Source organism: Serratia aquatilis, from assembly GCF_044865145.1.
GTDB lineage: Bacteria > Pseudomonadota > Gammaproteobacteria > Enterobacterales > Enterobacteriaceae > Chania > Chania aquatilis.
The window spans coordinates 649,874-674,811 of the sequence record NZ_CP173186.1; the positions used below are offsets into that span (position 1 = coordinate 649,874).

Consider the following 24,938-nt stretch of genomic DNA (forward strand, 5'->3'; position numbering starts at 1 on the left):
AGCATTGTGCACTTAAGTTTTTAGTCAGAGTTTTCACACAGCCTGGGCACTTAGCCGCCCGTCAAACTGAATCGTGGCCTACCACAGCATACCATCGGTTAATACACGTTAATCTGCAGGGGAAGCGTCAAATAGACACCAAAAACTAAACCCCATAGGTTGACACTTTTTCGGCTCGTCCCTCCTCTGAAAAGTGTCAACCACGCTTTATCCCTTGTAGGATAAGTGTTTGACGAGTTTTTGCAGCTATTGGATATACAGTTTTATACAGTCAAACAACCTGAATTCCCCGCTTTCTGCGCATAAAGTGTCAAGTTTTTCGCCATGCTTGGCACTGTTAATTTTCGGGCCTTACACCTTATTCGAAACCCGCGCCAGTACTGGCTTTCGTCTATGCTAATGGGTGGGGATTCTCCCGGTTGATGTATAGAAATGTTAAGGTTTTTCAAAGCCTGAAGGGCAAAAGTGTAAAGTTGCCTTGTACCGGAATGCACCGGTTATTTCGCATAGAGTGGCAACCTTTGCAATGTGTACATTTTAAGTGTACGTTTTAAATGTACATTACATGGGAGGGGTTATGATTGTTTATACGTCAACACAGGCTCGCGCCAATATTTCAGCAGTTCTTGATGCTGCCACCAGCGGGGAGCCGGTAGAGATTACCCGTCGCGATGGTTCTGCCGCCATAGTAATAAGCAAGGCTGAATTTGAGGCATATCAAAAGGCAAAGCTTGATGCTGAGTTCGATAGCCTTATGCAGCGCCACGGACGCACCGTAGAGGCTTTGACCGATAGATGAAATGGGTTAGTGCCAGTGAAATAATCTTATTTCACGACAGAATTTTGCAGCTTTATGCCGGTGTGGCAGGTATGCCTGATACCGGTAGGGCGGAGGCCATTATTCACCGGGTTCACAACCTTGCTCATTACGAAGGTGTGAATGATGTGTTTGACTTGGCTGCAGCCTATTTGGTTGCTATTGCACGTGGGCATATCTTCAATGATGGGAAAAAGCGAACGGCATTCTTTACCACCATGGCGTTCCTAAAGCGCAACGGTGTGCTAATTCGCGATGAGGGTAACACGCTTGAAGAACTCACCGTCCAGGCTGCTACGGGTGAGCTTGCCCCGATACAGCTAGCACAACGTTTACGTGAGCTTGTCGAATGAGAGAGCGTTTGCCTTATAGCCGCCACCATGCTTATACCCCGGACGGACGGCGGCTCTTATAGTTATTGAATGTTTTGCAATTTGATCTCTACTTCACCGTGAGCCGCCAGTTGTGTAAATCTCGCTTTGCCTTGCCAGCCTCGAAAAGGACTATATTCCCTATCACCTTTAATTAATGGGAATATAGCCCTATAAATTCCTTTTCCCCTTGCACCAAGAGTTTGTTGCCAGCTTTAAAATCACACACTACCACCCACGCCATCGATAAAGGTTTCAATAAACTGCTTGATGTGTTCCCCAACTCGCTCAAGTACGCTTTACGCTCCAGAATGCGCTAGGGCGTCGATAATTTCCTGATTGAGTGGTAAGCGGTTGGCAAAGCTGTCGATGTGCAGCAGTTTTTCAGTGCTACCGGATTTAGGTTTTCTTCTTGGCTAAGGGCGGTAGGTGCCTGTATAGGCATACTAGGATCGGTTTTGGTGGGACTACCTTGCGTAACTGGCTTGCTAACATGGAAGAAAACTAAATAATGCTTATCCAATTAAGCACTTGTCTGTCGTAACAGATGATGGATTGCCATTGCCCAAAACACCCTTATCACCTGCGCAAAATATCCCCGGCATATCCCCAAAAAACTAAAGGACCCACGTTTTTAGCGTAAGTCCTTGTTTTATATGGTGGCCCTGCTGGACTTGAACCAGCGACCAAGCGATTATGAGTGTCAAATTAATGACTTACCTATGATTACCTTTCGTTATTTTTCATATATTTAGCCTAACACTTGACACTGTATAAATACCCATTAATACTCGTAAATACCGCTCTGAGGTATCCCATAAGTATCCCAGAGCGACCAAACGATTTTTTGGGGATACCGTATTGTGAAGCCGTTCAAGTTTACCAAAGCCAGCATAGTTGCCCTGGAGCCTGATCCAACTGGTGATCGTCTGGAGTTCCGGGATACCGTTGTTAATGGTCTAATCCTACGTGTCGGTGCTTCCGGCGTGAAGAGTTTTTGTATCTCCCGCAAGCGTAACGGTAAATTCATCCGGGCCACGCTGGGGCGTTTCCCCGATCTCAGTATCGAGAACGCCAGGGCGAAAGCTTTAGACTTGCTGGGGGAGGTGGCGACCAGCGGCAAAAATCCCAACGATGTACGCCGCATAAATGCAATGAGCCTGGTAACCCTGGACGAAGCCTTGCAAACGTACATCGATAACCGCGCTCACCGACTGAAACCTGTCACTGCAAAACAATACCGCTCTATTCTGGGTAACTTCTCCGGCGATTGGATTAATCAGCCGATGGCTAACATCAGCCGGGAACGTGTTGAAGCCCGTCATAAGGCGGTAACGGAAGGAGCTGTTTGGTTTGGTCGGGATAAGTCACAGCTCCGCGCTGGGGTGGGAACTGGAAGTAAAGCGCAGGCTGATTTGTGGGCTCGTGCTCTCCGGGCTGTTTACCGATTTGCTTATGACCATTATCGGGATGAAGAGGGAAAAACTCTATTACCTGATCCGCCGACAATGGTGCTGAGCACTAAGCGCCAGTGGCACGGTACCACCAGGAAGACCGAACGGATCAGGACAAATGACCTTGGCCGATGGCTGAGGGCTGTTGAGCAGGTTAGAAAAGAATCGGCCGATATACGGGACGATGTGTCAGTCTCGATCTGTGATGCGCTCGATATGGCTTTGTTTACAGGCCTGCGCCGTGCTGAGGTGTTTGGCCTGGAATGGGAACGGGTTAATCTTGGCGGGCGCTACTTCTGGATTGATACCACCAAGAACGGCGATCCGCTGGAGTTGCCGATCACTGATACCTTGCTGGCGATATTCCGCCGCCGCCTCAGATTGAAAAACGATATCCAAACCATAGTATTTAACGGCAAGAAAGGCATTGTTAAAGAACCTCGCCGTGTCATAGCCCGTATTGTTGCCGCTACAGTGCCGGAACCTAACCCGGATGGATTGATGCCAATTGAGTTCAAGTGTCACGACGCCAGACGCACATATGGCACCGTGGCTGAATTAGCGGGGGTTGGGCCGTATATCCTCAAACGCTTAATGAATCATCGCACTGTACGCAGCGCAGACGTTACCCAGGGATATCTACACTTTGGCGCTGATGAGCTACAGGAGCCAGCAAAGAAAGTTGAACGGGCTATTCTTGAGCATGCTGGGCTGGTGGAAAGTAAAAAAGGCATTGATTCCCACTTATATGCAGCACTGGAAATGTTAAGTGATGAAGAGAAAAGAAAGTTGATATTCTCGATTTTGCAAAAAGATAAGGATTCCATCAATGATGCATGAAGATGAAATTAAGTTATTAGCATTAGACGAAATTAACGAATTTATTACTGATAAAGCAAAGGTTATGTCTATAAGGTCTAAAGTAGAATTGCCATTTGATGTTCGTAATTTTAACAACGACCAGCTTATTGAATTGGTAAGAAATTTAGATGCATGGGGATATGATAACGTTAATCTTGATGGTGATATGTCGGCTCCCCTATGTAGACTTATTTTTATGATGCGCGTGCTTGGATTAAATGAAACATCAATCTTCTTTGAGCATATATTTAATCATGCGGCGCTTTTACATAAAATTAGCCCGATTATTGAAAATGCAAAGTTTAAACAGAGATTATCTGCAGAGAATGGAAATAATGCATCTGGCCCGAAAAATAAACATTATGAGCAGGTTGTTTCTATCTTGGCTTCAACATGGAACGAGTATCCCAATACTACAAAAAACGCAATGAAGAAAAAAGTATATGAACATTTCAAAGGTGGTGTAAGTGAACCATCAATCGATAGATGGATTAAAGAAAATGGACTTGGCCCGAAGCAGAAAGTCAGGCCATGCCCACCTTTTAAATTAGTTATACCCGCATAGCGCGTTATGATCAGATAAACGCGCGTTATGATCAGATCATTACGCGCTGTAAATCTATCCAGTAGTTACTGCACAATTCATATTTATCACCTCTGATAACCAACGTTATACGGTGATACTTATGCAATTAATTGAACCAACAGAAATCAAACTTACCCGCAAAGAAGCTGCCGCCGAATTAGGCGTTAGCCCTCAAACCTTGGCTAATTGGGCTAGCTCTGGCCGTGTGCCGATCCCGTTTTACAAGGTAGGGAAAAAGAAGGTTATTTACCACAAGTCAGATCTGGACGCTTACCTTGCATCAGTTCGTCAAACTCAAACGGTGTGAGGTGGGGTATGGCACATAAAACAAAAGCGGCCTTGCCGGGCCGCCAATGTCACTACACAAAACAGAATCCAAGCCAGCTTATCATACTGATCGATCGGGTCAACCGGTGCGATTACGTTCGCATCGCTGGTGGCTCTAAAGCCGGGATTTCTGCAGAAAGTCTTTCCCTCAAACTGAGGAAAAGGTGTGTAGTACTGGTTAACACCCCTACCGATCAGCAAGTGATTTTCAACTTCCACAAATGGTGGGAGTTGCACCAGGCATTGGCGCACATCCCAGGCTATAACCACTCAACGAATATTTTCGTTCAGCCCTTTGGCTCTTCCTTGGCCTTCTTGCGCTGCTCGCTCTTAAGTTTGCGCCCGCAGGCATCCAGCACCCATGACGAGAAATTAGCGCCGGGATTGCCTTTCTTCTCTTGCTCCACGCTGGCGTCAATACTTTCAAGAACCTCATGCGGAAAACGTATGTTCTTGAGCTGCGATTTGTTGTTCTTGTTTCCTGTAGCCATTGGCAAGCCTGTTGTTAATGAATGTTGTGTCTACACACAATACATGAGCGGGGAAGTAAAAAAAAGAGTTGATTTGTCTACACACCATGATTTAAGGTATCTACACACCTTATCCACAGGTGATACACAAATAGCGAAGCCCGGCAGTGCGCCAACACTAACCGGGCCTCTCACCACAACGTTAATAGAGGTAACGATCATGGCTGACATCAAGTCTACCCAAACTCGCCCTAAATATCACTTCCGCTTCCTGGCCTTGGACAGGGTTAACATGAACGCCACACCTTGCCGTATGTCAGTAGAAGCCGACACCGAAAGCGAAGCTCGTAAGTTACTGGCTCCACACTTCATCCTGTCATTTGCTGCTCGCCTGCCTTTGGAGGTGCGCCATGTCTAATAAAAAACCTATCTTGATTGATAATGAGCTTCGCCGCGCAGAGGTTCTTCTTGCCGCTTCCGCTGAATTACACGGCGGGCCCGATGATGAAAATGAAATGTCTTTCGTACTGCTCGATAAAGTCCTGGTGCGCCTGCGTGAACTTAAAGAAGCTTACGAGAAGGGGAATACCCATGCGTAAAGATGCTTATTGGCTGATTAATGACGGCAGCAATATTCCATTAGAAGAGGCCGCGGAGCTTGAGATGGTAGCCTCGGGGGTTCATGACAGTATTATCGACGGGATTTCCGCTATAGGTAGCCTTATGTTTTGGGCCGCTGAAAGTGAGAACTACAATGGCGATCAAGCCAAAAGGGATATGTATTTTTTAGGCGATATGCTGAAAAACATCGCCAGAATGGCCCAAGGCGTCATGGACGCAGAAGAAAACATCTCCAGCCGCCGGTCACGGGAGAAAAAGCAATGATCAGCCCTCTGAAATTCAACGAACTGGAAAAGCGCGTTCAGGCTCTCGAGATGGCTTTAACCGCCCTGCTGCGTAAGGACACCTTGCCTGAAGGCATGGCCCCATTAACCACTCTGGCCGCTGAAATGGGTCTATCCACCAGCAAGGCGGAAGAACTGGCGCGTAACAGTGGGGTGATGATTGTCAAACAGGGCCACGGCCACATCGTGCATGAAGCCAATTTCAGAAAGGCGGCGCTGATCGTCATCAAGGGCGCCAAGCGCAAGATAGGCAGTAAATACTGGTATCACCCGCTGATCGGTAAATTCACCATGACAGGGAGGCCGCAGCCATGAGCAAAGCGCAGAAGGTTAGTATCAGCCAATGGCCGAATGAGTTGTTTTCCTGCGTCTATCGCTGGGTTAACGGTCGCCCAATAGAGAAGGCCATAGCGGCAAAAGCCATTCTACAAACCAAGGCCGGAACGCCACTTAACGATCTGGCAAGAAAGCTACATGCCCTTGCTGTTGGGAATGTTTCCCCAGAGTGGTTGGCGGATAACGGCTTTATTTCTAGCCGTGTGCCTGAGTCTGCCAGGGAGAAGCGCGAAGCGGTGGTGCTGGAGTTTATCGATCGTAAAGAGCTGGTGGCTGTACTGGCCGACGATGAACGGATTAACAGCCTATTCAATGTGGCACCGCCAGAACCAGCGGCAACCCCGGCCCTTAACCAGATGGGGGCCAGCCAGCGTGGTGATGTGCTTCTGGATCGCTATGGCGGGGCGCTGGCAATACATGGCGACTCTGACACCGTTCACCATTATGACGGCGTCATCTGGAAGCCTATAGCCGATAAAGAGCTGCAGCGTGAAATGGCGGCTATCTACCGTGAGGCTGAAATCTCGTTCTCACAACCAGGTATTAAATCCGCCGTGGATACCATGAAGCTGAGCCTACCCCGTATGGGGGCCACGGAACGGCACCTTATCGGGTTCACCAATGGGGTATTTGACACCAAGGCCGGGGAGTTCCGACCGCACCGCCGGGAGGATTGGTTACTGATCGCCAGTGGTGTCGAGTTCAGCCCGGCACACGAAGGGGAAACGCTGGCCAGTCACGCGCCGAGTTTTTGGAAGTGGTTAACCCGCTCCACAGGGGGCAATGCTCGCAAAGCCGATAGGGTACTGGCTGCGCTGTATATGGTGATGGCGAACCGGTATGACTGGCAGCTATTCCTTGAGGTGACCGGGCCGGGCGGCAGTGGTAAAAGCGTGTTTGCCGAGGTCTGCACCATGTTGGCCGGTAAAGGTAATACGGTGGCCGCCAGCATGTCTTCACTGGAGAACCCGAAGGAACGTGAGCTGATTGTTGGTGCCTCGCTGATCGTGCTGTCTGATATGGCCCGTTATGCCGGTGACGGTGCAGGGATCAAAGCCATTACAGGCGGCGACAAGGTAGCCGTAGACCCGAAATACAAAGCGCCTTACTCGATGCGGATCCCTGCTGTAGTGCTGGCGGTGAATAACAACTCAATGACCTTTAGCGACCGCAGCGGGGGAATATCACGGCGGCGGGTAATCTTTAACTTTGCTGACGTGGTACCGGATGCCGAAAGAGATCTGCAGCTGTCTGAAAAGATTGAAGCTGAGCTGTCCGTTATCATCCGGCACCTGTTGACCCGATTTGCCAAGCAACAGGAGGCCAAGGGGCTTCTACTGGAACAGCGGCAATCTGAGGAGGCATTAGCCATCAAGCGTGAGGGTGATTCGCTGGTGGACTTTTGCGGCTACCTCATGGCGCTGGTGGAGTGTGAAGGGATGTTCATAGGCAATGCCGAGATTATCCCCTTTGCCCCGCGGCGCTACCTGTATCACGCCTATATGGCCTACATGTCAGCACATGGCCTAGGTAAGCCGGTATCGTTAACCCGGTTCGGTAAGGATATGCCGGGATCGATGGCTGAATATGGCAAGGAGTACAAGAAATCCGAGTCCAAGAAAAAGGCAACCCGGGGCCGCATCCAGTCAAATATCACGTTACTGGATGAGGCAGAAGAGTGGTTGCCCGCCGCCACGGGAAGCGGTGAACCTATGGGTAGCGATTAAGGAATATAGTTTTTTCTTTAATAAACTGTCTGAACTGTCCGCCCTTACAATAAAAATATAATAAATACATATAATTAAGTAGGGCGGACAGTGGGCGGACAGTTGTCGTTAAGTGTCTGAACTGTCCGACCCATGGCGGATAGTTAGGGCGGACAGTGGCGGACAGTTTTCTAACAACTGTCTGACCTGTTAACTTTATGATTTATATTAAAAAAATGACAAAGGCGGACAGTACGGACAGTTTGAGGGGTAAAAAACTTTTCTCTATGAATTTGCTACCAGTGCACACAATCAGATTAACCGGGGAAACCTGGTTTTTTTATGTTCTTTATGTTTCATTTTGTGCAACAATAATTATATTCGTTGCAATAATTGCAATGACGTATAACCACTGTATGGATTCCGCTATGAGACTAAAGCAAAGGGTGCAGGTTGTTTTACTACGCAGCGACCAGGTTGAGGAACTGCGGCGCATTCAGGAGAAGGCGCAGAAGGCGTCACCTTGTGGCGTAGCGCCGACCATCCACGAAATAGCCAGGGGGATCATGGGTAAGGCATTGGGCCAGATGGAGGCAACACACCATGGCATTGAGTGAGCGTGAAAAGTCCCTCGTTGAGTGCATTGGTAAATCTATGAAGGAACTGCTGGACGAGCGGGAACAACAGCATGCAGTAACCATTACGGCTATGGAGCAGCGGATAAAGCGCCTCGAGGATGACATTGAAGGCTTGCTGGAGATGACCGAATGAATCTTGCAGAAGAGATACACCGGCATTACTTAAAACAGATTAATCACGCTGCGGCCGAACTATCAGAAGAGGCCAGGCAAAGCGCTGCCAGAATGCTCACTTACAACACGGTGAGTGCAGTCAAAGAGCAAGCAGAGTTGTCCGGTATGGATCTGAATCAGGCTCTCTATTTTGTTCTGGTTGTTCTATCGATGCAATTACCCGCTGACAGCGATTCAGTGATCCACTAATGGAGGGGGGGGGGAGGGGAAGATTTTTATAAACGCCTCGCTACGAAACCTCCCCCCCTCTCACGTGTAGAAAAAATTGTTCCAAAAATGCATTTTTGTCGTCGATAACGAGGGGAAACGTGACACCGAAAAAACGCAACTTTGCCCGGTTCCTTGCTGAAGGTCAGTCCCCAGAAGTGGCCGCGATCAGTGCGGGTTACTCCCCAACAACGGCAGCGCGGCGCGCTAAGTTGATGGCAGAGGAAGAAGCGGTGAAAGCGATCGTAAGGCGCGAGACTGAGCGACCTACTCCAAGGAATTTTGAAGATCCGGAAGATTTCATGCGCTGGATGATGAACAACGACGAGGAAAATGCACTGCTCAGGTTTAAGGCTGCAAATTCCTTGATGCAGAACGGGAAGCCGGTCAAAAAAGGAAAAAAAGAAATGCAGCTCGACAAAGCGCGGATGGCCAGCAAATTTACCGCAATGTCACCGCCGAAAGTCAAGCACTAGGAAAATACATGGACAATAAAATTGATACCGAATATGGGAGCTTTTCCGACCCGCTCAGGGTGCTGGAAAACATCATGAACGATGCGAATATTGGAACAAGTTTAAGGATTGATGCCGCCGCTAAGTTGGCCTCATTCCTATATGAAAAACCATACGACGAGGAAACAGCATGAAAGGTTTAATGGCAATCCGGGCAGCCCGAGCACTGAGCACCAATAAAGGGTATTTTTCGGACGCCGTAGCGGCAACACAGAAGAACGACCCGCTTGTTTCTGCTTATATTGAGAAAGCCGCCACTTCTGGTGCAACGACCGCTGATTTTATTGCACTAGCAGGTAGCCCCATTGCTCGGGAGCTTGGCGAGTATATTTTTTCTCAATCCGTCATAGGCAAGCTGTTAGGAAACGCTCAGAATTTACCTTTTGGGGTGCCGTTAGCCTCATTTCATGCGATTGGTGCCGACTGGTTACGAGAGGGTGAATCAATCCCGCTAAGAAAGGGTTCGGTAAGTGACGATAAGCTATCCATCTTCAAAATTGCAGCAATGGCAGTTATCAGCAAAGAATTAGAGCGCCTAGCAACAACGGGATCTGATTTAGCTATCAGAAACACGCTGACAAGTGAAGCGGTTCGCAAGATCGATGAAAAATTCCTTTCTCAAGATTCGGAAGTGGCTGGCTTGTCACCGGCTGGCATTCTCAAGGATGCCGAAACGGCAACAGATCTAGCAGACATGGTAAGTAAGCACGTCGATAACGGTAATAAAATTTCCACCTCTTACCTTATCGTTCCCCTGGCTAATGTCGGGTCCATAACTGAAGAGATGTTGCGACAAATTGATTTGCTGAAGTTGCAGGTTATCTGCAGCGAGTATGCAACCAGAACCGCCCTTATTGACGCCTCGAACCTGATAGCAAACGTACAGGGTACTCTGATCGATGTTTCCTCATCATCTTCTGTCGAGATGACGGACGAGCCAGTAGGCAGCATAAGCGGAACCGGTTCGGTTGAAATGGTGAGCCTGTACCAAACCAACGCTTCAGCATACCGGGCAATCACCTACTGCTCATGGGCGGCGGTGGGTAAACCGGCTACCATTCTTTAGCAAGCAGGTTAATTCGAAAGCGGATAACCCCTCCGCCAAAAGGGCGACACCGCCAGCCAGCGGCGGTAATACTGGCTAAATTCATATTTTTCCTTTGACCTGCCGGTAAGGTCTTAAAACCCCGGTTCTCATAGCAACCTTTTCATTAACCATCAATGCAGTTGCCTATCCTGCATTAATAATCGGTAATTTTGCAGGCGAGAAATAGTCGCTTGATACCTGATATTACCGCTCTGAGGTATCCCATAAGTATCCCAGAAAAACTAAAGGGGCTACGCTTTTAACGTAACCCCTTGATAATATGGTGGCCCCTGCTGGACTTGAACCAGCGACCAAGCGATTATGAGTCGCCTGCTCTAACCACTGAGCTAAGGGGCCAAGCGGCGTGATTATACGGTAATCACAGGACGTAGGTCTACAGTCAAAAAATCATATGATGCTTTTATGCGCAGTTATAGCCTATTGTAATTGCAGATAGATTTTGCGATAACCGCTTCAAATGATTTTACGGAGCAAACCATGATCACCGATATATTGGCACCGAACCTGCGAGTGGTATTTTGCGGCATAAATCCTGGGCTTTCCACTGCACATCATGGCTATCACTTTGCCAATGCCAATAACCGTTTTTGGAAGGCGATCCACCTGGCGAGTTTTACTGAACGCCTATTGGCACCGGAAGAGGAACAGCACCTGTTGGATACCGGTTGTGGGATCACCATGCTGGTGGAACGGCCGACGGTTGAAGCCAGCGAATTGGCACGCAATGAGCTGCGCGCTGGTGGTGAGGCTCTGAAAGAGAAGATGTTGCAATACCAACCGCAAGCGTTGGCGATCCTCGGAAAACAGGCGTTCAGCAGTGCGTTTGGTATCCGCAAAGTTCCCTGGGGGCGTCAGGAGTTGATGTTGGGTAAAACCGAGGTCTGGGTACTGCCTAACCCGAGCGGATTAAACCGTGCCACGTTAGAGCAGTTGGTGGAAAGTTATCGTGAATTATTTCTAGTGCTGAATAGCAGGCAATAAAAAACCCCGGCGATATACTCAGCCGGGGTTTTTATAGACTGTTAAATCTTAGTCATCCAGGAAGCTGCGCAACACTTCTGAACGGCTTGGGTGGCGTAGTTTACGCAACGCTTTAGCTTCGATCTGACGAATACGTTCACGCGTAACGTCGAACTGTTTGCCCACTTCTTCCAGCGTGTGGTCAGTGTTCATATCGATACCGAAACGCATACGCAGCACTTTCGCTTCACGTGCGGTCAGGCCAGCCAGAACGTCGTGTGTTGCAGAACGCAGGCTTTCTGAAGTGGCAGAATCCAGTGGCAGCTCGAGAGTAGTGTCCTCGATAAAATCGCCTAAATGCGAATCTTCATCGTCGCCGATTGGCGTTTCCATGGAGATTGGCTCTTTGGCAATCTTCAGCACCTTACGGATTTTGTCTTCCGGCATCAGCATGCGTTCAGCCAGTTCTTCCGGCGTTGGCTCACGACCCATCTCTTGCAGCATCTGGCGTGAAATACGATTGAGCTTGTTGATCGTCTCAATCATATGCACCGGAATACGGATGGTACGCGCCTGATCGGCGATAGAACGGGTGATCGCCTGACGGATCCACCAAGTGGCGTAAGTCGAGAACTTATAACCACGACGGTATTCAAACTTGTCTACCGCTTTCATCAGACCAATGTTGCCTTCCTGAATCAGATCCAGGAACTGCAGGCCACGGTTGGTGTATTTCTTGGCTATCGAAATCACCAGACGTAAGTTGGCTTCTACCATCTCTTTCTTCGCACGGCGGGCTTTCGCTTCACCGATTGACATGCGACGGTTGATGTCTTTGACCTGTTCAATAGTCAGGCCGGTTTCTTCTTCGATCTGGCGCAGTTTCTGCAAGCTGCGTTGAACGTCTTCGCTCACATCTTTAAGCTTTTCTGACCAAGGTTTGGACATGGCCAGAGCGGCTTGGAACCAGGTTTCACTGGTTTCGTTGCCAGCGAACAGGGTGACGAAGTTTTTCTTCGGCATTTTGCATTGTTCAACGCACAGCTTCATGATGGTACGTTCCTGAGTACGAACGCGATCCATCATGATACGCATGCTGTTGACCAGGAAGTCGAACTGTTTTGGCACCAGGCGGAATTGCTTGAACACTTCAGACAGCTTCAGGATCTCTTCTGCTGCACTGGCGTGGCTGCGGCCATTGGTTTTTATAACCTGGCGAGTTGCTTCATACTGTTCGCGAAGATCGGAAAACTTCTGACGAGCCAGCTCCGGATCGATGCTGTTATCATCTTCAGCATCGTCTTCTTCATCTTCGTCTTCTTCGTCGTCATCCTGTTCTTCGGTGGTTAATTCTGAACCGATATGCGTCGCGGTAGGGGCAATATCCTCTTCCGCATTAGGATCGACGAAGCCGGTGATCAGGTCTGACAGGCGTGCTTCGCCCGCTTCAACACGATCGTATTGTTCCAGCAGATAAGTAATGGCTTCAGGGTACTCGGCAACGGAACACTGAACCTGATTGATACCGTCTTCGATACGCTTGGCAATGTCGATTTCGCCTTCACGTGTCAGCAACTCGACGGTACCCATTTCACGCATATACATGCGCACCGGGTCGGTGGTTCGGCCAATCTCAGACTCAACGCTGGAAAGTACCTGAGCGGCAGCCTCTTCAGCGTCTTCGTCTGTACTGTTCGAGTTTTCAGCAAGTAACAGGTCATCGGCATCCGGTGCCTCTTCCATCACCTGGATGCCCATGTCGTTAATCATCTGGATGATGTCTTCGATCTGGTCGGAGTCGACGATATCTTCCGGCAGATGGTCATTGACCTCAGCATAGGTCAGATAGCCTTGCTCCTTACCACGGGTGACAAGTAGCTTAAGCTGTGACTGCGGGTTTTGCTCCATAAGACGGTATCCACACTTCAGAGTATTTGGGTTGGTGTCGGTCGGCGAAACCGCCAACAATAGCATTTGGGGCGTTTTTGTTGTTGCCGCGGCCCACTATGGCGACATGTTGCAGGGTTTATACCCTGACATTTATCGGCACTTAAGCCGTTTGATATTCAATTTTTCTTTGCTAAAACCTGATTCAGAGAACGAACTTCTTCACGTTCCTCATGACTCAGACCGTGTGTTCTGGCCTGGGCGATCAGCGTTTCTAACCGCTGCTCAAGTACCGAGTCATACAGGCTGGTCAACGTATCCAAAAAGGTCTGCTCGACCATATCCTCAACGATCATATGGTTCCATGTCGCCAAGGTTTCAAGCTGGGGGCTGAACTTGTTATCGCGATACAGCTCCAGCAACTGGCCAGTTGTCAGGCCGGGTTGTGCCAAACAGGTCTGCACAAGTTCAACAAACAAAGGTAATCCTGCCTGCCTAGTCTGCTCAAGCCCTTCCAGCGAAGGGATAAGTGTAGCCAAACGTGGATTTTGTACCAATAACCCTATCAGTATACGCATGGTTGTGCGTTTTAGCTGGGGCGCCTGATAAGTATTCGCATTTTCCGCCTGTTTGGGCATCAACTTATCGAGCTGGCTATCATCCAACAGGCCTAACTTGCTGCCTAACTGTTGGCGCAGATACAGGCGCAAAGTTTCACCTGGTACTTGCGTGATTAAGGGCAGCGCCAGTGTACTCAGCTTGGCTCGGCCATCCGGGCTGCTCAGATCAACCTGTGGCAGCAACGTTTCGTACAGAAAAGTGGAAAGCGGCTGCGCCTGCTCCATTCGCTGTTCAAAAGCGTCTTTGCCCTCTTTTCGTACCAGGGTGTCCGGGTCTTCGCCATCAGGTAAAAACATAAATCGCAGTTGGCGGCCATCATTCAGATAGGGCAGCGCAGTTTCCAGCGCACGCCATGCTGCTTCACGACCAGCCCTGTCGCCGTCATAACAACAGACAACGTTATCTGTGGCGCGGAACAGCAATTGAATATGTTCAGCCGTTGTCGAAGTACCAAGCGAAGCAACAGCATAATCAATGCCATACTGTGCCAGTGCCACGACGTCCATATAGCCTTCTACCACCAGCAAACGCTGCAGGGTAGGGCAGCTCTGCTGGGCCTCATACAGGCCATATAGCTGGCGGCCTTTGTGGAAAACTTCGGTTTCTGGTGAGTTCAGGTATTTTGGCATACCGTCACCCAGCACCCGCCCGCCAAAGGCGATAACCCGCCCGCGTTTATCACGGATGGGGAACATCACCCGTTCGCGAAAACGGTCGTACATACGCCCTTGATCGTTAGTCACCAACATTCCGGCATCGTTCAATGCCGTTTTGCTGCTGGAATCACGGCCAAAACGTTTTAGCGCATTATCCCAACCAGCGGGTGCAAAGCCGATGGCAAAATGGCGGATGACATCGTCACTTAACCCTCGCTGCTGCAGGTAGTTACGCGCCTGCGTACCGTTAGGCTGGTGTAATGACTGTTGATAGAACGTACTGAGCTGTTCCATCAATTGGTAAAGGCTTTGACGCTGATGGCGTTCAATCGGTGTCGGCCCGGAACCTACCTCGTAAGGCACTTCCAGCCCGTGCATGGTGGCCAGTTCCTCAATGGTTTCGACAAACTCGAGCCTGTCGTAATTCATCAGGAAATCAACGGCGTTACCGTGCGCCCCACAACCAAAACAGTGATAGAACTGTTTTTCGCCATTAACGGTGAATGAAGGTGTTTTTTCGTGGTGGAACGGACAGCACGCGTGATAGTTCTTGCCTTGCTTCTTGAGCTTTACCCGGGCGTCGATCAGATCGACGATATCGGTGCGCGCTAGCAAGTCATTGATAAATACACGCGGAATTCGTCCAGCCATAAGCCCCTGTTCGACTGCTTATAAACAAGAACAAGCCGCGCATTCCTTTCGGAAAGCACGGCCTTCGTATGCAACTACTCAGTCTGCGTGTTCTTGGAAAGAAAAAATCACGCGGTGGGGTTACCCCCGAAGGATTAATACAGACGAGTGCGGCGTGCGTTTTCGCGAGCCAGTTTCTTCGCGTGGCGTTTCACAGCTGAAGCTTTAGCACGTTTACGTTCGGTAGTCGGTTTTTCATAGAACTCACGACGACGAACTTCAGCTAAAACACCCGCTTTTTCGCAGGAACGCTTGAAACGACGCAGAGCAACGTCAAATGGCTCGTTTTCACGTACTTTAATTACCGGCATGTGCCTCTCACCTCAATGGAATTCGGTTTGCTGCTGGCCAAGCGCCAGCCTTTTCAAAATGGTGCGGAATTTTACTTCAAAGGATGCTGCTTTGTAAAGCACCATAGCAAATTGAAACATGCCGCGTTCCGGCAAACTCGCGCATTTATGCATCGGCCGCAGATTATAGACTAATCAGAAAAAATTGCTCGTTTTTAATCAACCTTGGGTGTGGTTGGTCGCGTACTGGCAGCAAATAGCTCTGTGAGTGTGATAAACTGACCGTCGCACGTGAATGATGGGAAATGTAATGCGAGTATTGGGTATAGAAACATCCTGCGATGAAACCGGGATTGCAGTGTATGACGACCAAGCCGGTTTATTGGCCAACCAATTATACAGCCAGGTGGCGCTGCATGCCGACTACGGTGGCGTAGTGCCTGAGCTTGCTTCCCGCGATCACGTGCGTAAAACCGTACCGCTGATTCAGGCGGCGTTGAAAGAAGCGAACCTGGCGCCTGCTGATATCGACGGTGTGGCTTACACCGCCGGGCCTGGCTTGGTTGGGGCACTGTTGGTAGGGGCAACAATAGGGCGAGCACTGGCGTTTGCCTGGAATGTGCCTGCTGTGCCAGTGCACCATATGGAAGGCCACTTGTTGGCACCGATGCTGGAAGATAATCCCCCGGCTTTTCCGTTTGTGGCGTTACTGGTTTCCGGCGGCCATACCCAGCTCATCAGCGTGACCGGTGTTGGCGAATATACCTTACTAGGGGAGTCGATCGATGACGCTGCCGGTGAGGCGTTTGATAAAACGGCAAAACTGCTGGGGCTGGATTATCCTGGTGGACCGATGCTGTCAAAAATGGCGCAGCAGGGTGTGGAAGGGCGTTTCGTTTTCCCTCGCCCGATGACCGACCGCCCAGGGCTGGATTTCAGCTTCTCTGGTTTGAAAACCTTTGCAGCCAACACGATACGTTCCAATGGCAACGATGATCAAACGCGTGCTGATATCGCTCGAGCCTTTGAAGATGCGGTCGTGGATACCCTGGCAATCAAATGTAAACGAGCGCTAGATCAGAGTGGGTTCAAACGTCTGGTGATAGCTGGTGGCGTCAGTGCTAACCGAACGCTGCGCAGTAAACTGGCGGAAATGATGAAAAAACGCGGTGGTGAAGTGTTCTATGCCCGCCCGGAGTTCTGTACCGACAACGGTGCAATGATCGCTTACGCAGGGATGATACGTTTGAAAAACGGCGCAACCCCTGAGCTAGGGATTTCGGTACGGCCTCGCTGGCCGTTGGCAGAGTTGCCCGCAGTATAAAAGCTATGGGCCGGAGCTCTCCGGTCCTGATTATTCTTCTTTATTCTCTGGCGATGCATCTTTCTTTTTATTGCGCAGTTTCCCCCAGATTTTCCCCTCTTGACCACGCCACAGACGTTGAATATTGTCGTGGTGGCGCATCAGGATCAGGCAGGAAAGCATTGCTACCGGAAAAGTAAACTGCGGTTTGAACCACCAGACATAGAATGGCGCAATCAGCGCACTGACGATCGCACCCAGTGAGGAATAGCCGCTTAGCAGCACGGTCAGCAACCATGTGCCGGTCATCAGGCCGGTGAGATCCCAGCCGATCGGAGCAATAGCACCAAACGCTGTCGCCACGCCCTTCCCGCCACGAAAATGGAAGAACACTGGATAGATGTGCCCAAGACAAGCGGCAATGGCTGTCAGGCCAAGGTACAGTGGCGGGACATTCAACGCATAGGCCAGCCAGACGGGCAGCATACCCTTTAGAATATCGAAAACTAACACCGTTGCCGCAGCCAAACGGCCACCAATGCGTAAGACGTTAGTCGCCCCAGGATTTCCTGAGCCATGTTCACGCGGATCCGGCAGCCTGGCGATCCGGCAAACCAGGATCGCACTGGAAATTGAGCCACACAGATACGCGAAGATAATCATGCCAAGCGCGGTAGCACTCATAACGCGGTTCCGTTTAATAATGGTCGTTTTACTCGCAACATCTATGGATAATACGCATATTCAGCTGGAAGTGGTATCCGGCAAGGCCAAAAACTGAGAATGACGTGATGGATATCGTATTTATTGAAGAGCTAACCGTGATCACCACCATTGGCGTTTATGATTGGGAACAGACCATTCAGCAGAAACTGGTGTTCGATATCGAAATGGGGTGGGATAACTGCAAGGCTGCAGCCAGTGATAATGTGAATGACTGTCTGAGCTACGCCGATATCAGCGATGCGGTTATCCAGCACGTCCAACCCAATCGCTTCGCCTTGGTGGAACGCGTGGCAGAGGAGGTTTCTGAAATTCTGCTCCAGCGCTTTAAATCCCCTTGGGTCCGTATTAAGGTCAGCAAGCCTGGAGCGGTTGCCCATGCAAACCGGGTCGGGGTGATCATTGAGCGTGGTACACGTCCTGCCCGGTGAGTTATCATATTCTGTCGTCGTTTCTCAAAACCCAAGAATTAGGGCCGGGGTGGCGAGCATAGAATTGTTTAAGCGGCATTTATTCAGCACTGCCGCTTTTTTGTTGTGTTTATACCTTAAACAGGAAATGGGGTAAGTGGACTGATGGCGGACATGCATTCATTGTTTGTGGCGTTTGTGCTCGGCGTAGTTGAAGGTTTAACCGAGTTTTTGCCGGTTTCCTCCACCGGGCACATGATTATCGTTGGGGAATTGTTGGGTTTTACCGGTGACAAGGCTAAAACCTTTGAAGTGATCATCCAGTTGGGTTCGATCCTGGCGGTGGTGGTTGTATTCTGGCGGCGTCTGTTTGGCCTGATTGGTATCCACTTTGGTGGCAAACCGGTTGAGCACGAAGGTAGTACCCAAGGGCAGTTGAAATTAGGCCACATACTGCTGGCGATGATCCCGGCGGTAGTGCTGGGGTTGGCATTGCACGATTTTATCAAATCACTGTTTGAACCAAAAAACGTGATGTATGCCCTGGTGGCGGGTGGCTTTCTGCTGTTGGCTGCTGAATGGCTGAAACCCAAGAAACCGCGCGCAGAAGGGCTGGATGATATTACTTATGGCCAGGCGTTTATAATCGGTTGTTTCCAGTGCTTGGCACTGTGGCCGGGTTTCTCCCGTTCAGGTTCAACCATTTCCGGGGGGATGCTGGTGGGGGTCAGCCGTTATGCTGCTTCCGAGTTCTCATTTATTCTGGCGGTACCGATGATGATCGGGGCCAGCGGATTGGACCTCTACAAGAGCCTGCATTTCCTCTCGTTGGGTGACTTGCCGATGTTTGCCGTCGGTTTTATCACGGCCTTCATCGTTGCGTTGATTGCGATCAAAACCTTCCTGACCCTCATCAAGCGTATTTCGTTTGTGCCATTTGCTATCTACCGTTTTATCGTCGCGGCGGCGGTTTATATGGTGTTTATGTAACGCATAAAATACGTCTTCCTCTCCAATAGTGGGCTTTGCCCACTATTCGCAGATCAGACTGCTGACAAACCCCGTTATTAGGGAGAGCGTGCCGATGGGGTCGTAACGGCGTAAGCCGTCGGAGCGCCCCTTGGTGCGCTAGGCCCGAGTATCTCGGGTTAGAAGGCGACGTTGTCATCAACCTCAGATTCATTTCTCTCTCTTTCATGCCATTTGGTCCTACCAATCAATAACAAATGTGAATCTTCTACACAAAACTGCAAAATTATAAACAGAAACATTGCATATCTTTAACGATAAATTAACTATCGCATATCAAATATATTACCTCACCTTATTGGTAGGACCAATTAAGTGGGAGGTACATGCGAACCATCGCTGGAGATATCTGCGTGCAAATCTGGCAACAAGTTTATGATCCGATTGGTAATATCTGGCTGTCGAGCATAATCGCGGCACTTCCTATTCTATTTTTCTTCTTTGCCCTGATTAAACTGAAACTTAAGGGACACATTGCTGCCACATTCACCGTGGGTATTGCCCTACTGGTGGCGTTATTTCTTTACCGAATGCCCATTGACCGTGCGGTTGCCGCGGTGATTTATGGCTTTTTCTATGGGTTATGGCCGATTGCGTGGATCATTATCGCGGCGGTGTTTGTCTATAAAATCTCGGTCAAGACCGGGCAGTTTGACATCATTCGCTCTTCGATTCTCTCGATCACCCCCGATCAACGCTTACAGATGCTGATTGTCGGTTTCTGCTTTGGCGCATTTCTAGAGGGAGCGGCCGGGTTTGGCGCGCCGGTAGCCATTACCGCCGCGTTGCTGGTCGGTTTAGGGTTCAATCCACTCTATGCGGCGGGCCTGTGCCTGATCGTTAATACCGCGCCGGTGGCTTTCGGTGCAATGGGGATCCCGATTATTGTGGCGGGCCAGGTGACTGGGATAGATAGCTTCGTCATCGGCCAGATGGTTGGGCGTCAATTACCCTTCCTGACGATTATCGTGCTGTTTTGGATCATGGCCATTATGGACGGCTGGCGCGGTGTTAAAGAGACTTGGCCTGCGGTCATGGTGGCAGGCGGGAGCTTTGCCCTGGCGCAGTATCTCAGCTCCAACTTTCTTGGGCCGGAACTGCCGGACATTATCTCCTCATTGGTTTCGCTGGTATGTCTGACGATGTTCTTGCGTGTTTGGCAGCCCAAACGCATCTTCCGCTTTGAGAACGTTGAAAGTCCAGCTACCGCTCAAACGCTGGTGGTGCAGCAGCACTATCGCTTAGGACAGATTATTCGTGCCTGGATGCCATTTATTTTCCTGAGCGCGACGGTCACCCTGTGGAGCATTCCACCGTTTAAAGCATTATTTGCCAAAGGTGGGGCGTTGCAAGATTGGGTACTCAATTTTCCGGTGCCTTTCCTGGATAAGTTGGTGGCTAAAGTGCCACCGGTTGTAGCAGACATAACGCCCTATGCTGCGGTGTTCAAACTCGACTGGTTCTCAGCTACCGGCACCGCGATTATGGTTGCGGCGATCGTTTCGATTATCTACCTACGGATGAAGCCTAAAGATGCGGTCACCACATTTGCAGAAACGATAAAATCCTTGATGTTGCCAATCTATTCGATCGGTATGGTGCTGGCCTTTGCCTTTATTTCAAACTATTCCGGATTATCAGCAACGCTAGCGTTGGCATTGGCACATACTGGCAAGTCGTTCACCTTTTTCTCGCCGTTCCTTGGCTGGCTAGGGGTATTTCTTACTGGCTCCGACACCTCGTCTAACGCGCTGTTCGCCGCTCTGCAAGCCACTACCGCGCAGCAGATTGGCGTTTCGGATGTGTTATTGGTGGCGGCAAACACCACCGGCGGGGTAACCGGGAAAATGATTTCGCCGCAGTCCATCGCCATTGCCTGTGCCGCCGTTGGCTTGGTGGGGAAAGAGTCAGACTTATTTCGCTTTACCGTAAAACACAGTCTGATCTTCACCTGTATGGTGGGGGTGATCACTACGCTGCAGGCCTATTGGCTGACATGGATGATCCCATGACAACGTTTCGTCCACTGCGCTTGGCCGATCGTCTGGCAGAAGATCTTAAGGCAATGATTCACGAACGTAAGCTGGAGGCGGGTATGCGTTTGCCCGCCGAACGCCAGTTGGCCAACGAGTTGGATGTCTCGCGTTCTTCCTTACGCGAAGCGATCCAAAAGCTGATTAGCGAAAAAATTCTTATTAGCCGACGCGGTGGCGGAACCTTTGTTTACGATGAACTCTCTCCTTGGTCGGAGCAAAGCATCGTGGAGCCGCTGAGAACCTTGGTGGCCGACGACCCTGACTACCGTTATGACATTCTGGAAGCCCGTCATGCTATCGAGGCCAGCACTGCTTGGCATGCGGCGATGCGTGCCACTGCCGCAGACAAAGAGAAACTACAGGCTTGTTTTGACGCCACGCTGGAGTTTAAAGAGAGCGATAACCCCGATCTGGCGGCACAGGCGGATGTACGCTTTCACCTGGCGATTGCTGAGGCCTCGCATAACGTGGTTTTACTGCAAACCATGCGTGGTTTTTTCGATTTAATGCAGTCCTCCGTCATGCATAGTCGCCAGCGCATGTATACCGTGCCGACCATCTTTACGCGGCTCACTGAACAGCATGAGGAAATGCTGCAGGCTATTTTGGTTGGCGATCCTGAACGTGCGGGCAAGGCGGCGAAATCCCATTTGGGATTCGTTCACTCAACCATAAAAAACCTGCATGAAGATGAGGCTAGGCTGGCACGCATTACCCGCCTGCCGGATGAAAATTCACTGTAGTAAGGGAGATCGTTACATGATTATCTCAGCAGCCACCGACTACCGCGCCGCTGCGCAACGTAGATTGCCACCCTTTCTGTTTCATTACATCGATGGTGGCGCTTACGCTGAACACACGTTGCGGCGTAACGTAGAGGATTTGGCTCAGGTCGCTCTAAGGCAGCGTGTCCTGAAGAACATGTCAGCGCTCAGCTTGGAAACCAAGCTCTTCAATGAGACGCTATCAATGCCCGTCGCCCTGGGCCCAGTTGGATTGTGCGGTATGTATGCTCGTCGTGGCGAGGTGCAGGCCGCACGCGCTGCAGAGCAGAAAGGTATTCCTTTTACGCTTTCTACCGTCTCCGTGTGCCCGATTGAAGAGGTAACACCCGCGATCAAACGCCCGATGTGGTTTCAGCTGTATGTGCTAAAAGATCGTGGTTTTATGCGCAATGCGTTAGAGCGCGCGAAAGCCGCCGGTTGTACCACCTTGATATTCACTGTGGATATGCCGATACCCGGGGCGCGTTATCGCGATGCGCATTCGGGCATGAGCGGCCCGCATGCTGCACTGCGGCGCTATTGGCAATCTGTTACCCATCCCTCCTGGGCATGGGATGTTGGCCTGAACGGGCGTCCGCACGATCTGGGGAACATCTCAACGTATCTTGGTAAACCTACCGGATTAGAAGACTACATCGGCTGGCTGGGAGCCAACTTCGATCCTTCGATCTCGTGGCGCGATCTGGAGTGGATCCGCGATTTTTGGCAGGGGCCGATGGTGATTAAAGGCATTCTCGACGCTGATGATGCGCGTGATGCCGTGCGTTTTGGTGCCGACGGCATTGTGGTTTCTAACCACGGAGGCCGTCAGCTTGATGGCGTACTCTCCTCAGCGCGTGCGTTGCCGATGATCGCCGATGCGGTAAAGGGCGATATCACCATCCTTGCAGACAGCGGGGTGCGCAGCGGATTAGACGTGGTGCGGATGATCGCGCTCGGTGCTGATAGCGTGCTGCTGGGGCGCGCTTATCTTTATGCATTGGCGACCGCAGGCCAAGCAGGGGTGGAAAACCTGCTCGATCTGATTAAAAAAGAGATGTGCGTAGCGATGACGCTGACCGGGGCGAAAAGTATTGCTGAAATCAGCCGCGACTTATTGGTGCGGGAAGGATTTTAAGCCATAAGATTCCTTTTTCCCGAAGGTGGGAAAAAGGAAAGGTTCGTTTGATACCCGCAGGCCCATGGCCGTGGTGATGAGGCCACAGTTCTTTAGCGTTCGACCTTCAAGCTGCATAAGTGTTGGCTGCCTTTTCTCACCGTTTACCAAGCACCTCGCTCAGTTGCCGCGTTACTCGGCCCAATTCAGGGCCTCGCCCCTGCGGGGCCAGCGCAAGCGCTATTCAAAAACGCATTGCGTTTTTGTCATGCAACTCGAAGTAACTTGGGTATATCCTTAAATTCGCCGTTAAATGGACAATATGGATGACAAAGAGCCTCTGGCGGAATTGTTAGTGCACTATCCTTGAATTAAAATCATTATCATTTTCTCTGTTGGGGAGAAAAGTATGCTATTTTTAAAAGTGTGACGACTAGATATATTTTATTTTGCATCTTGCCTTAGCGCCATTTAATTCTCTGATTTAAAGTCATTAAATTACGGCGCCCTTACTTTGTTACATTAATTATCATTCGGTAAAGGATGATAATTTTCTCTTTTTTATGGTTTTAGGTTTTTATTATAGGAAATGTTTCCCCGATATTTTTATTACCATAATCCTAAAGTGATAACTAAAATCAAGGTGGTAATATTATGTCAGCAACAAATAACGATCTTTTTATTAACTGGCTGAAGAAAGAGGTCACTCCGGCGTTGGGGTGTACCGAGCCCGTAGCCATTGCTTTTGCCGCAGCAACCGCTAGCAAATATTTAAATGAGCCTTGTCTTAACATATCCGGTTTTATATCTGAGAATCTGTATAAAAATGCCATAGGCGTTACCATTCCTGGCACCTGCTTTTCCGGCGTTGATATGGCTGCCGCGGTTGGCGTCTGCGCAGGGGATCCGGATAAAGGTTTGGAAACTCTCAAGGGTATTAACGCTTCTCAGATAGAGCAGGCCGATGCGATGGTAAAAAATGATGCGGTGAGCATCTCGGCACGCGATACCCCCGACTTTATTCATATCGATCTGACCGCTACAGGCGCGACTCAACGTTGCCGGGTGGTTATCAGAAAGAGCCATACCCGCATCACCGAGCTTTATGTTAATGACCAGCCGATTCCGTTCAGCATGCAGACATGCTGCGATGCCGATGAAGCCGAGCTCAAACAGTTTTCTATTGAGGAAGCCTTCGATTTCGTCAACCGAGCCAGTTTTGAAGACATTGCCTTTATTCTGGAAGCTGCACGACTCAATGGGGCGCTCTCTGAAGAAGGTCGTAAAAAACCCTATGGACTGAATATCAGTGGCACCCTATCAACTGCCGTCAGTCAGGGCTTGATGGGGGATGATCTGCTTTCCCGTATTGCCATCGAAACGGTAGCAGCTTCCGATGCCAGAATGGGGGGAGCACCGGTTACCGCTATGTCCAACTTTGGTTCTGGCAACCAGGGCGTAGCTGCTACGTTGCCAGTGGTGGTGCTAGCTCGCGAACTGCAGGCCAGTGAAGATGAATTGGCCCGAGCATTGGCGCTGTCACACCTGACCGCTATCTCGGTTCACTCCCGCTATACACGCCTCTCAGCCCTGTGCGCCGCCTCTACCGCCGCTATGGGAGCGGCGGCAGGTATGGCTTGGCTGTTCACTCGGGATCTTCAGGTTATTCAGACCGCCATCATCAACATGATCAGCGACGTTAGCGGCATTATCTGTGATGGTGCCTCCAACAGTTGTGCCATGAAAGTTTCCAGCGTCACCATGAGCGCATTCAGGGCTGTTCTGATGGCTAAACAAGGGGTCAGAGTCAGCGATCATGACGGTATTGTCAGCGAGGGTGCGGAACAGAGCATCAACAATCTCTGCCGCTTAGTAACTAAGGCCATGCCGCATACCGATAAGGAAATCATTCGCATTATGGCTGAAAAGCGTCAGCAAGCTTAAATCATTGCAACGCTGGCTAATAAGTGGGAATAG

The 24,938-nt window shown here is 50.1% G+C and carries 29 protein-coding genes and 1 tRNA gene; 24 read left to right on the top strand and 6 right to left on the bottom strand.

Going from position 1 to position 24,938, the window contains the following annotated elements; translation table 11 throughout:
- The first annotated feature begins 577 nt into the window (after window positions 1–577).
- From SAQUA_RS02940 to SAQUA_RS02960, 5 genes are all read left to right on the top strand, one after another.
- Window positions 578–799, top strand: coding sequence for a type II toxin-antitoxin system Phd/YefM family antitoxin (locus SAQUA_RS02940; protein WP_380677638.1), 222 nt, complete (start codon window positions 578–580; stop codon window positions 797–799).
- Complete coding sequence (locus SAQUA_RS02945) at window positions 796–1,170, top strand: type II toxin-antitoxin system death-on-curing family toxin (RefSeq protein WP_380677640.1); 375 nt, start codon at window positions 796–798, stop codon at window positions 1,168–1,170. The genes SAQUA_RS02940 and SAQUA_RS02945 overlap by 4 nt, the downstream gene beginning before the upstream one ends.
- 881 nt (window positions 1,171–2,051) lie before the next feature.
- A complete protein-coding gene (locus SAQUA_RS02950; RefSeq protein ID WP_380677642.1) occupies window positions 2,052–3,482 on the top strand; it encodes an integrase arm-type DNA-binding domain-containing protein in 1,431 nt (476 codons plus the stop codon).
- Window positions 3,472–4,068 (top strand): hypothetical protein, encoded by a 597-nt coding sequence (locus SAQUA_RS02955; RefSeq protein WP_380677644.1) that lies wholly within the window; start codon window positions 3,472–3,474, stop codon window positions 4,066–4,068. Before SAQUA_RS02950 ends, SAQUA_RS02955 begins: the two co-directional genes overlap by 11 nt.
- Window positions 4,069–4,189: 121 nt before the next feature.
- On the top strand, window positions 4,190–4,396 hold the full coding sequence (locus SAQUA_RS02960) for a helix-turn-helix domain-containing protein (protein ID WP_380677646.1): 207 nt from the start codon (window positions 4,190–4,192) through the stop codon (window positions 4,394–4,396).
- A 307-nt stretch (window positions 4,397–4,703) separates the two neighbouring features.
- Here SAQUA_RS02960 and SAQUA_RS02965 read toward each other — a convergent pair whose 3' ends face one another.
- Entirely contained in the window at window positions 4,704–4,907 is a 204-nt protein-coding gene (locus SAQUA_RS02965; protein ID WP_380677648.1) for a YlcI/YnfO family protein, read from the bottom strand.
- Window positions 4,908–5,106: 199 nt separating this feature from the next.
- Here SAQUA_RS02965 and SAQUA_RS02970 point away from each other — a divergent pair, with 199 nt between their 5' ends.
- From SAQUA_RS02970 to SAQUA_RS03020, 11 genes are all read left to right on the top strand, one after another.
- Window positions 5,107–5,304 (top strand): host cell division inhibitor Icd-like protein, encoded by a 198-nt coding sequence (locus SAQUA_RS02970; protein ID WP_380677650.1) that lies wholly within the window; start codon window positions 5,107–5,109, stop codon window positions 5,302–5,304.
- Window positions 5,297–5,485, top strand: coding sequence for a hypothetical protein (locus SAQUA_RS02975; RefSeq protein WP_380677652.1), 189 nt, complete (start codon window positions 5,297–5,299; stop codon window positions 5,483–5,485). Before SAQUA_RS02970 ends, SAQUA_RS02975 begins: the two co-directional genes overlap by 8 nt.
- Entirely contained in the window at window positions 5,478–5,771 is a 294-nt protein-coding gene (locus SAQUA_RS02980) for a ubiquinol-cytochrome C reductase (RefSeq protein ID WP_380677654.1), read from the top strand. Before SAQUA_RS02975 ends, SAQUA_RS02980 begins: the two co-directional genes overlap by 8 nt.
- Window positions 5,768–6,106 (top strand): hypothetical protein, encoded by a 339-nt coding sequence (locus tag SAQUA_RS02985; RefSeq protein ID WP_380677656.1) that lies wholly within the window; start codon window positions 5,768–5,770, stop codon window positions 6,104–6,106. The genes SAQUA_RS02980 and SAQUA_RS02985 overlap by 4 nt, the downstream gene beginning before the upstream one ends.
- A complete protein-coding gene (locus SAQUA_RS02990; protein WP_380677658.1) occupies window positions 6,103–7,854 on the top strand; it encodes a phage/plasmid primase, P4 family in 1,752 nt (583 codons plus the stop codon). Before SAQUA_RS02985 ends, SAQUA_RS02990 begins: the two co-directional genes overlap by 4 nt.
- Before the next feature lie 407 nt (window positions 7,855–8,261).
- Entirely contained in the window at window positions 8,262–8,450 is a 189-nt protein-coding gene (locus tag SAQUA_RS02995) for a hypothetical protein (protein ID WP_380677660.1), read from the top strand.
- On the top strand, window positions 8,437–8,604 hold the full coding sequence (locus SAQUA_RS03000) for a hypothetical protein (RefSeq protein ID WP_380677662.1): 168 nt from the start codon (window positions 8,437–8,439) through the stop codon (window positions 8,602–8,604). Before SAQUA_RS02995 ends, SAQUA_RS03000 begins: the two co-directional genes overlap by 14 nt.
- Window positions 8,601–8,834, top strand: coding sequence for a hypothetical protein (locus SAQUA_RS03005; RefSeq protein ID WP_380677664.1), 234 nt, complete (start codon window positions 8,601–8,603; stop codon window positions 8,832–8,834). The genes SAQUA_RS03000 and SAQUA_RS03005 overlap by 4 nt, the downstream gene beginning before the upstream one ends.
- A gap of 119 nt (window positions 8,835–8,953) precedes the next feature.
- Entirely contained in the window at window positions 8,954–9,328 is a 375-nt protein-coding gene (locus SAQUA_RS03010; protein ID WP_380677666.1) for a hypothetical protein, read from the top strand.
- 8 nt (window positions 9,329–9,336) lie between these two features.
- The gene (locus SAQUA_RS03015; RefSeq protein WP_380677668.1) at window positions 9,337–9,501 is read left to right on the top strand and encodes a hypothetical protein; all 165 of its coding nucleotides are present in this window, start codon (window positions 9,337–9,339) and stop codon (window positions 9,499–9,501) included.
- Window positions 9,498–10,433 (top strand): phage major capsid protein, encoded by a 936-nt coding sequence (locus SAQUA_RS03020; protein ID WP_380677670.1) that lies wholly within the window; start codon window positions 9,498–9,500, stop codon window positions 10,431–10,433. The genes SAQUA_RS03015 and SAQUA_RS03020 overlap by 4 nt, the downstream gene beginning before the upstream one ends.
- A gap of 302 nt (window positions 10,434–10,735) precedes the next feature.
- Here SAQUA_RS03020 and SAQUA_RS03025 read toward each other — a convergent pair.
- Window positions 10,736–10,811 (bottom strand) — tRNA-Ile (locus tag SAQUA_RS03025).
- A gap of 141 nt (window positions 10,812–10,952) precedes the next feature.
- Between SAQUA_RS03025 and mug the strand changes: the two genes are divergently transcribed.
- Window positions 10,953–11,456, top strand: coding sequence for a G/U mismatch-specific DNA glycosylase (gene mug / locus SAQUA_RS03030; RefSeq protein WP_380677672.1), 504 nt, complete (start codon window positions 10,953–10,955; stop codon window positions 11,454–11,456).
- A 48-nt stretch (window positions 11,457–11,504) separates the two neighbouring features.
- Here the strand turns inward: mug and rpoD are convergent, their stop codons facing one another.
- The 3 genes from rpoD to rpsU form a co-directional block, all read right to left on the bottom strand.
- Window positions 11,505–13,343 carry an RNA polymerase sigma factor RpoD gene (gene rpoD / locus SAQUA_RS03035; protein ID WP_380677674.1) on the bottom strand — a complete coding sequence of 613 codons (1,839 nt, stop codon included), beginning with the start codon at window positions 13,341–13,343 and terminating at the stop codon, window positions 11,505–11,507.
- A gap of 158 nt (window positions 13,344–13,501) precedes the next feature.
- Window positions 13,502–15,250: a DNA primase gene (gene dnaG / locus SAQUA_RS03040; RefSeq protein WP_380677676.1), complete on the bottom strand. Its 1,749-nt coding sequence runs from the start codon at window positions 15,248–15,250 to the stop codon at window positions 13,502–13,504.
- 134 nt (window positions 15,251–15,384) lie between these two features.
- Entirely contained in the window at window positions 15,385–15,600 is a 216-nt protein-coding gene (rpsU, locus tag SAQUA_RS03045) for a 30S ribosomal protein S21 (RefSeq protein ID WP_001144069.1), read from the bottom strand.
- Window positions 15,601–15,889: 289 nt separating this feature from the next.
- Between rpsU and tsaD the strand changes: the two genes are divergently transcribed.
- The gene (gene tsaD, locus SAQUA_RS03050) at window positions 15,890–16,903 is read left to right on the top strand and encodes a tRNA (adenosine(37)-N6)-threonylcarbamoyltransferase complex transferase subunit TsaD (protein WP_380677704.1); all 1,014 of its coding nucleotides are present in this window, start codon (window positions 15,890–15,892) and stop codon (window positions 16,901–16,903) included.
- Between the two features lie 30 nt (window positions 16,904–16,933).
- Here tsaD and plsY read toward each other — a convergent pair whose 3' ends face one another.
- A complete protein-coding gene (gene plsY, locus SAQUA_RS03055; RefSeq protein WP_380677706.1) occupies window positions 16,934–17,566 on the bottom strand; it encodes a glycerol-3-phosphate 1-O-acyltransferase PlsY in 633 nt (210 codons plus the stop codon).
- Window positions 17,567–17,673: 107 nt separating this feature from the next.
- Here plsY and folB point away from each other — a divergent pair, with 107 nt between their 5' ends.
- From folB to SAQUA_RS03085, 6 genes are all read left to right on the top strand, one after another.
- The gene (gene folB, locus SAQUA_RS03060; RefSeq protein ID WP_380677708.1) at window positions 17,674–18,036 is read left to right on the top strand and encodes a bifunctional dihydroneopterin aldolase/7,8-dihydroneopterin epimerase; all 363 of its coding nucleotides are present in this window, start codon (window positions 17,674–17,676) and stop codon (window positions 18,034–18,036) included.
- 144 nt (window positions 18,037–18,180) lie between these two features.
- On the top strand, window positions 18,181–19,005 hold the full coding sequence (gene bacA, locus SAQUA_RS03065; protein WP_380677710.1) for an undecaprenyl-diphosphate phosphatase: 825 nt from the start codon (window positions 18,181–18,183) through the stop codon (window positions 19,003–19,005).
- A 392-nt stretch (window positions 19,006–19,397) separates the two neighbouring features.
- Complete coding sequence (gene lldP, locus SAQUA_RS03070; RefSeq protein WP_380678238.1) at window positions 19,398–21,056, top strand: L-lactate permease; 1,659 nt, start codon at window positions 19,398–19,400, stop codon at window positions 21,054–21,056.
- Window positions 21,053–21,823, top strand: a complete 771-nt coding sequence (lldR, locus tag SAQUA_RS03075; RefSeq protein ID WP_380677712.1) for a transcriptional regulator LldR — start codon at window positions 21,053–21,055, stop codon at window positions 21,821–21,823. The genes lldP and lldR overlap by 4 nt, the downstream gene beginning before the upstream one ends.
- A gap of 16 nt (window positions 21,824–21,839) precedes the next feature.
- Window positions 21,840–22,982, top strand: coding sequence for an FMN-dependent L-lactate dehydrogenase LldD (gene lldD, locus SAQUA_RS03080; protein WP_380677714.1), 1,143 nt, complete (start codon window positions 21,840–21,842; stop codon window positions 22,980–22,982).
- 633 nt (window positions 22,983–23,615) lie between these two features.
- The gene (locus SAQUA_RS03085; RefSeq protein ID WP_380677716.1) at window positions 23,616–24,905 is read left to right on the top strand and encodes a serine dehydratase subunit alpha family protein; all 1,290 of its coding nucleotides are present in this window, start codon (window positions 23,616–23,618) and stop codon (window positions 24,903–24,905) included.
- The last annotated feature ends 33 nt before the right edge of the window (window positions 24,906–24,938 follow it).

Excerpts from the sequence above, each read along its gene's own strand:
- SAQUA_RS02940 (WP_380677638.1), top strand. The coding sequence starts at position 578 with ATGATTGTTTATACGTCAACACAGGCTCGCGCCAATATTTCAGCAGTT.
- SAQUA_RS02945 (WP_380677640.1), top strand. The coding sequence starts at position 796 with ATGAAATGGGTTAGTGCCAGTGAAATAATCTTATTTCACGACAGAATT.
- SAQUA_RS02955 (WP_380677644.1), top strand. The coding sequence starts at position 3,472 with ATGATGCATGAAGATGAAATTAAGTTATTAGCATTAGACGAAATTAAC.
- SAQUA_RS02960 (WP_380677646.1), top strand. The coding sequence starts at position 4,190 with ATGCAATTAATTGAACCAACAGAAATCAAACTTACCCGCAAAGAAGCT.
- SAQUA_RS02965 (WP_380677648.1), bottom strand. The coding sequence starts at position 4,907 with ATGGCTACAGGAAACAAGAACAACAAATCGCAGCTCAAGAACATACGT.
- SAQUA_RS02970 (WP_380677650.1), top strand. The coding sequence starts at position 5,107 with ATGGCTGACATCAAGTCTACCCAAACTCGCCCTAAATATCACTTCCGC.
- SAQUA_RS02975 (WP_380677652.1), top strand. The coding sequence starts at position 5,297 with ATGTCTAATAAAAAACCTATCTTGATTGATAATGAGCTTCGCCGCGCA.
- SAQUA_RS02980 (WP_380677654.1), top strand. The coding sequence starts at position 5,478 with ATGCGTAAAGATGCTTATTGGCTGATTAATGACGGCAGCAATATTCCA.
- SAQUA_RS02985 (WP_380677656.1), top strand. The coding sequence starts at position 5,768 with ATGATCAGCCCTCTGAAATTCAACGAACTGGAAAAGCGCGTTCAGGCT.
- SAQUA_RS02990 (WP_380677658.1), top strand. The coding sequence starts at position 6,103 with ATGAGCAAAGCGCAGAAGGTTAGTATCAGCCAATGGCCGAATGAGTTG.
- SAQUA_RS02995 (WP_380677660.1), top strand. The coding sequence starts at position 8,262 with ATGAGACTAAAGCAAAGGGTGCAGGTTGTTTTACTACGCAGCGACCAG.
- SAQUA_RS03000 (WP_380677662.1), top strand. The coding sequence starts at position 8,437 with ATGGCATTGAGTGAGCGTGAAAAGTCCCTCGTTGAGTGCATTGGTAAA.
- SAQUA_RS03005 (WP_380677664.1), top strand. The coding sequence starts at position 8,601 with ATGAATCTTGCAGAAGAGATACACCGGCATTACTTAAAACAGATTAAT.
- SAQUA_RS03015 (WP_380677668.1), top strand. The coding sequence starts at position 9,337 with ATGGACAATAAAATTGATACCGAATATGGGAGCTTTTCCGACCCGCTC.
- SAQUA_RS03020 (WP_380677670.1), top strand. The coding sequence starts at position 9,498 with ATGAAAGGTTTAATGGCAATCCGGGCAGCCCGAGCACTGAGCACCAAT.
- mug (WP_380677672.1), top strand. The coding sequence starts at position 10,953 with ATGATCACCGATATATTGGCACCGAACCTGCGAGTGGTATTTTGCGGC.
- rpoD (WP_380677674.1), bottom strand. The coding sequence starts at position 13,343 with ATGGAGCAAAACCCGCAGTCACAGCTTAAGCTACTTGTCACCCGTGGT.
- dnaG (WP_380677676.1), bottom strand. The coding sequence starts at position 15,250 with ATGGCTGGACGAATTCCGCGTGTATTTATCAATGACTTGCTAGCGCGC.
- rpsU (WP_001144069.1), bottom strand. The coding sequence starts at position 15,600 with ATGCCGGTAATTAAAGTACGTGAAAACGAGCCATTTGACGTTGCTCTG.
- tsaD (WP_380677704.1), top strand. The coding sequence starts at position 15,890 with ATGCGAGTATTGGGTATAGAAACATCCTGCGATGAAACCGGGATTGCA.
- plsY (WP_380677706.1), bottom strand. The coding sequence starts at position 17,566 with ATGAGTGCTACCGCGCTTGGCATGATTATCTTCGCGTATCTGTGTGGC.
- folB (WP_380677708.1), top strand. The coding sequence starts at position 17,674 with ATGGATATCGTATTTATTGAAGAGCTAACCGTGATCACCACCATTGGC.
- bacA (WP_380677710.1), top strand. The coding sequence starts at position 18,181 with ATGGCGGACATGCATTCATTGTTTGTGGCGTTTGTGCTCGGCGTAGTT.
- lldR (WP_380677712.1), top strand. The coding sequence starts at position 21,053 with ATGACAACGTTTCGTCCACTGCGCTTGGCCGATCGTCTGGCAGAAGAT.
- lldD (WP_380677714.1), top strand. The coding sequence starts at position 21,840 with ATGATTATCTCAGCAGCCACCGACTACCGCGCCGCTGCGCAACGTAGA.
- SAQUA_RS03085 (WP_380677716.1), top strand. The coding sequence starts at position 23,616 with ATGTCAGCAACAAATAACGATCTTTTTATTAACTGGCTGAAGAAAGAG.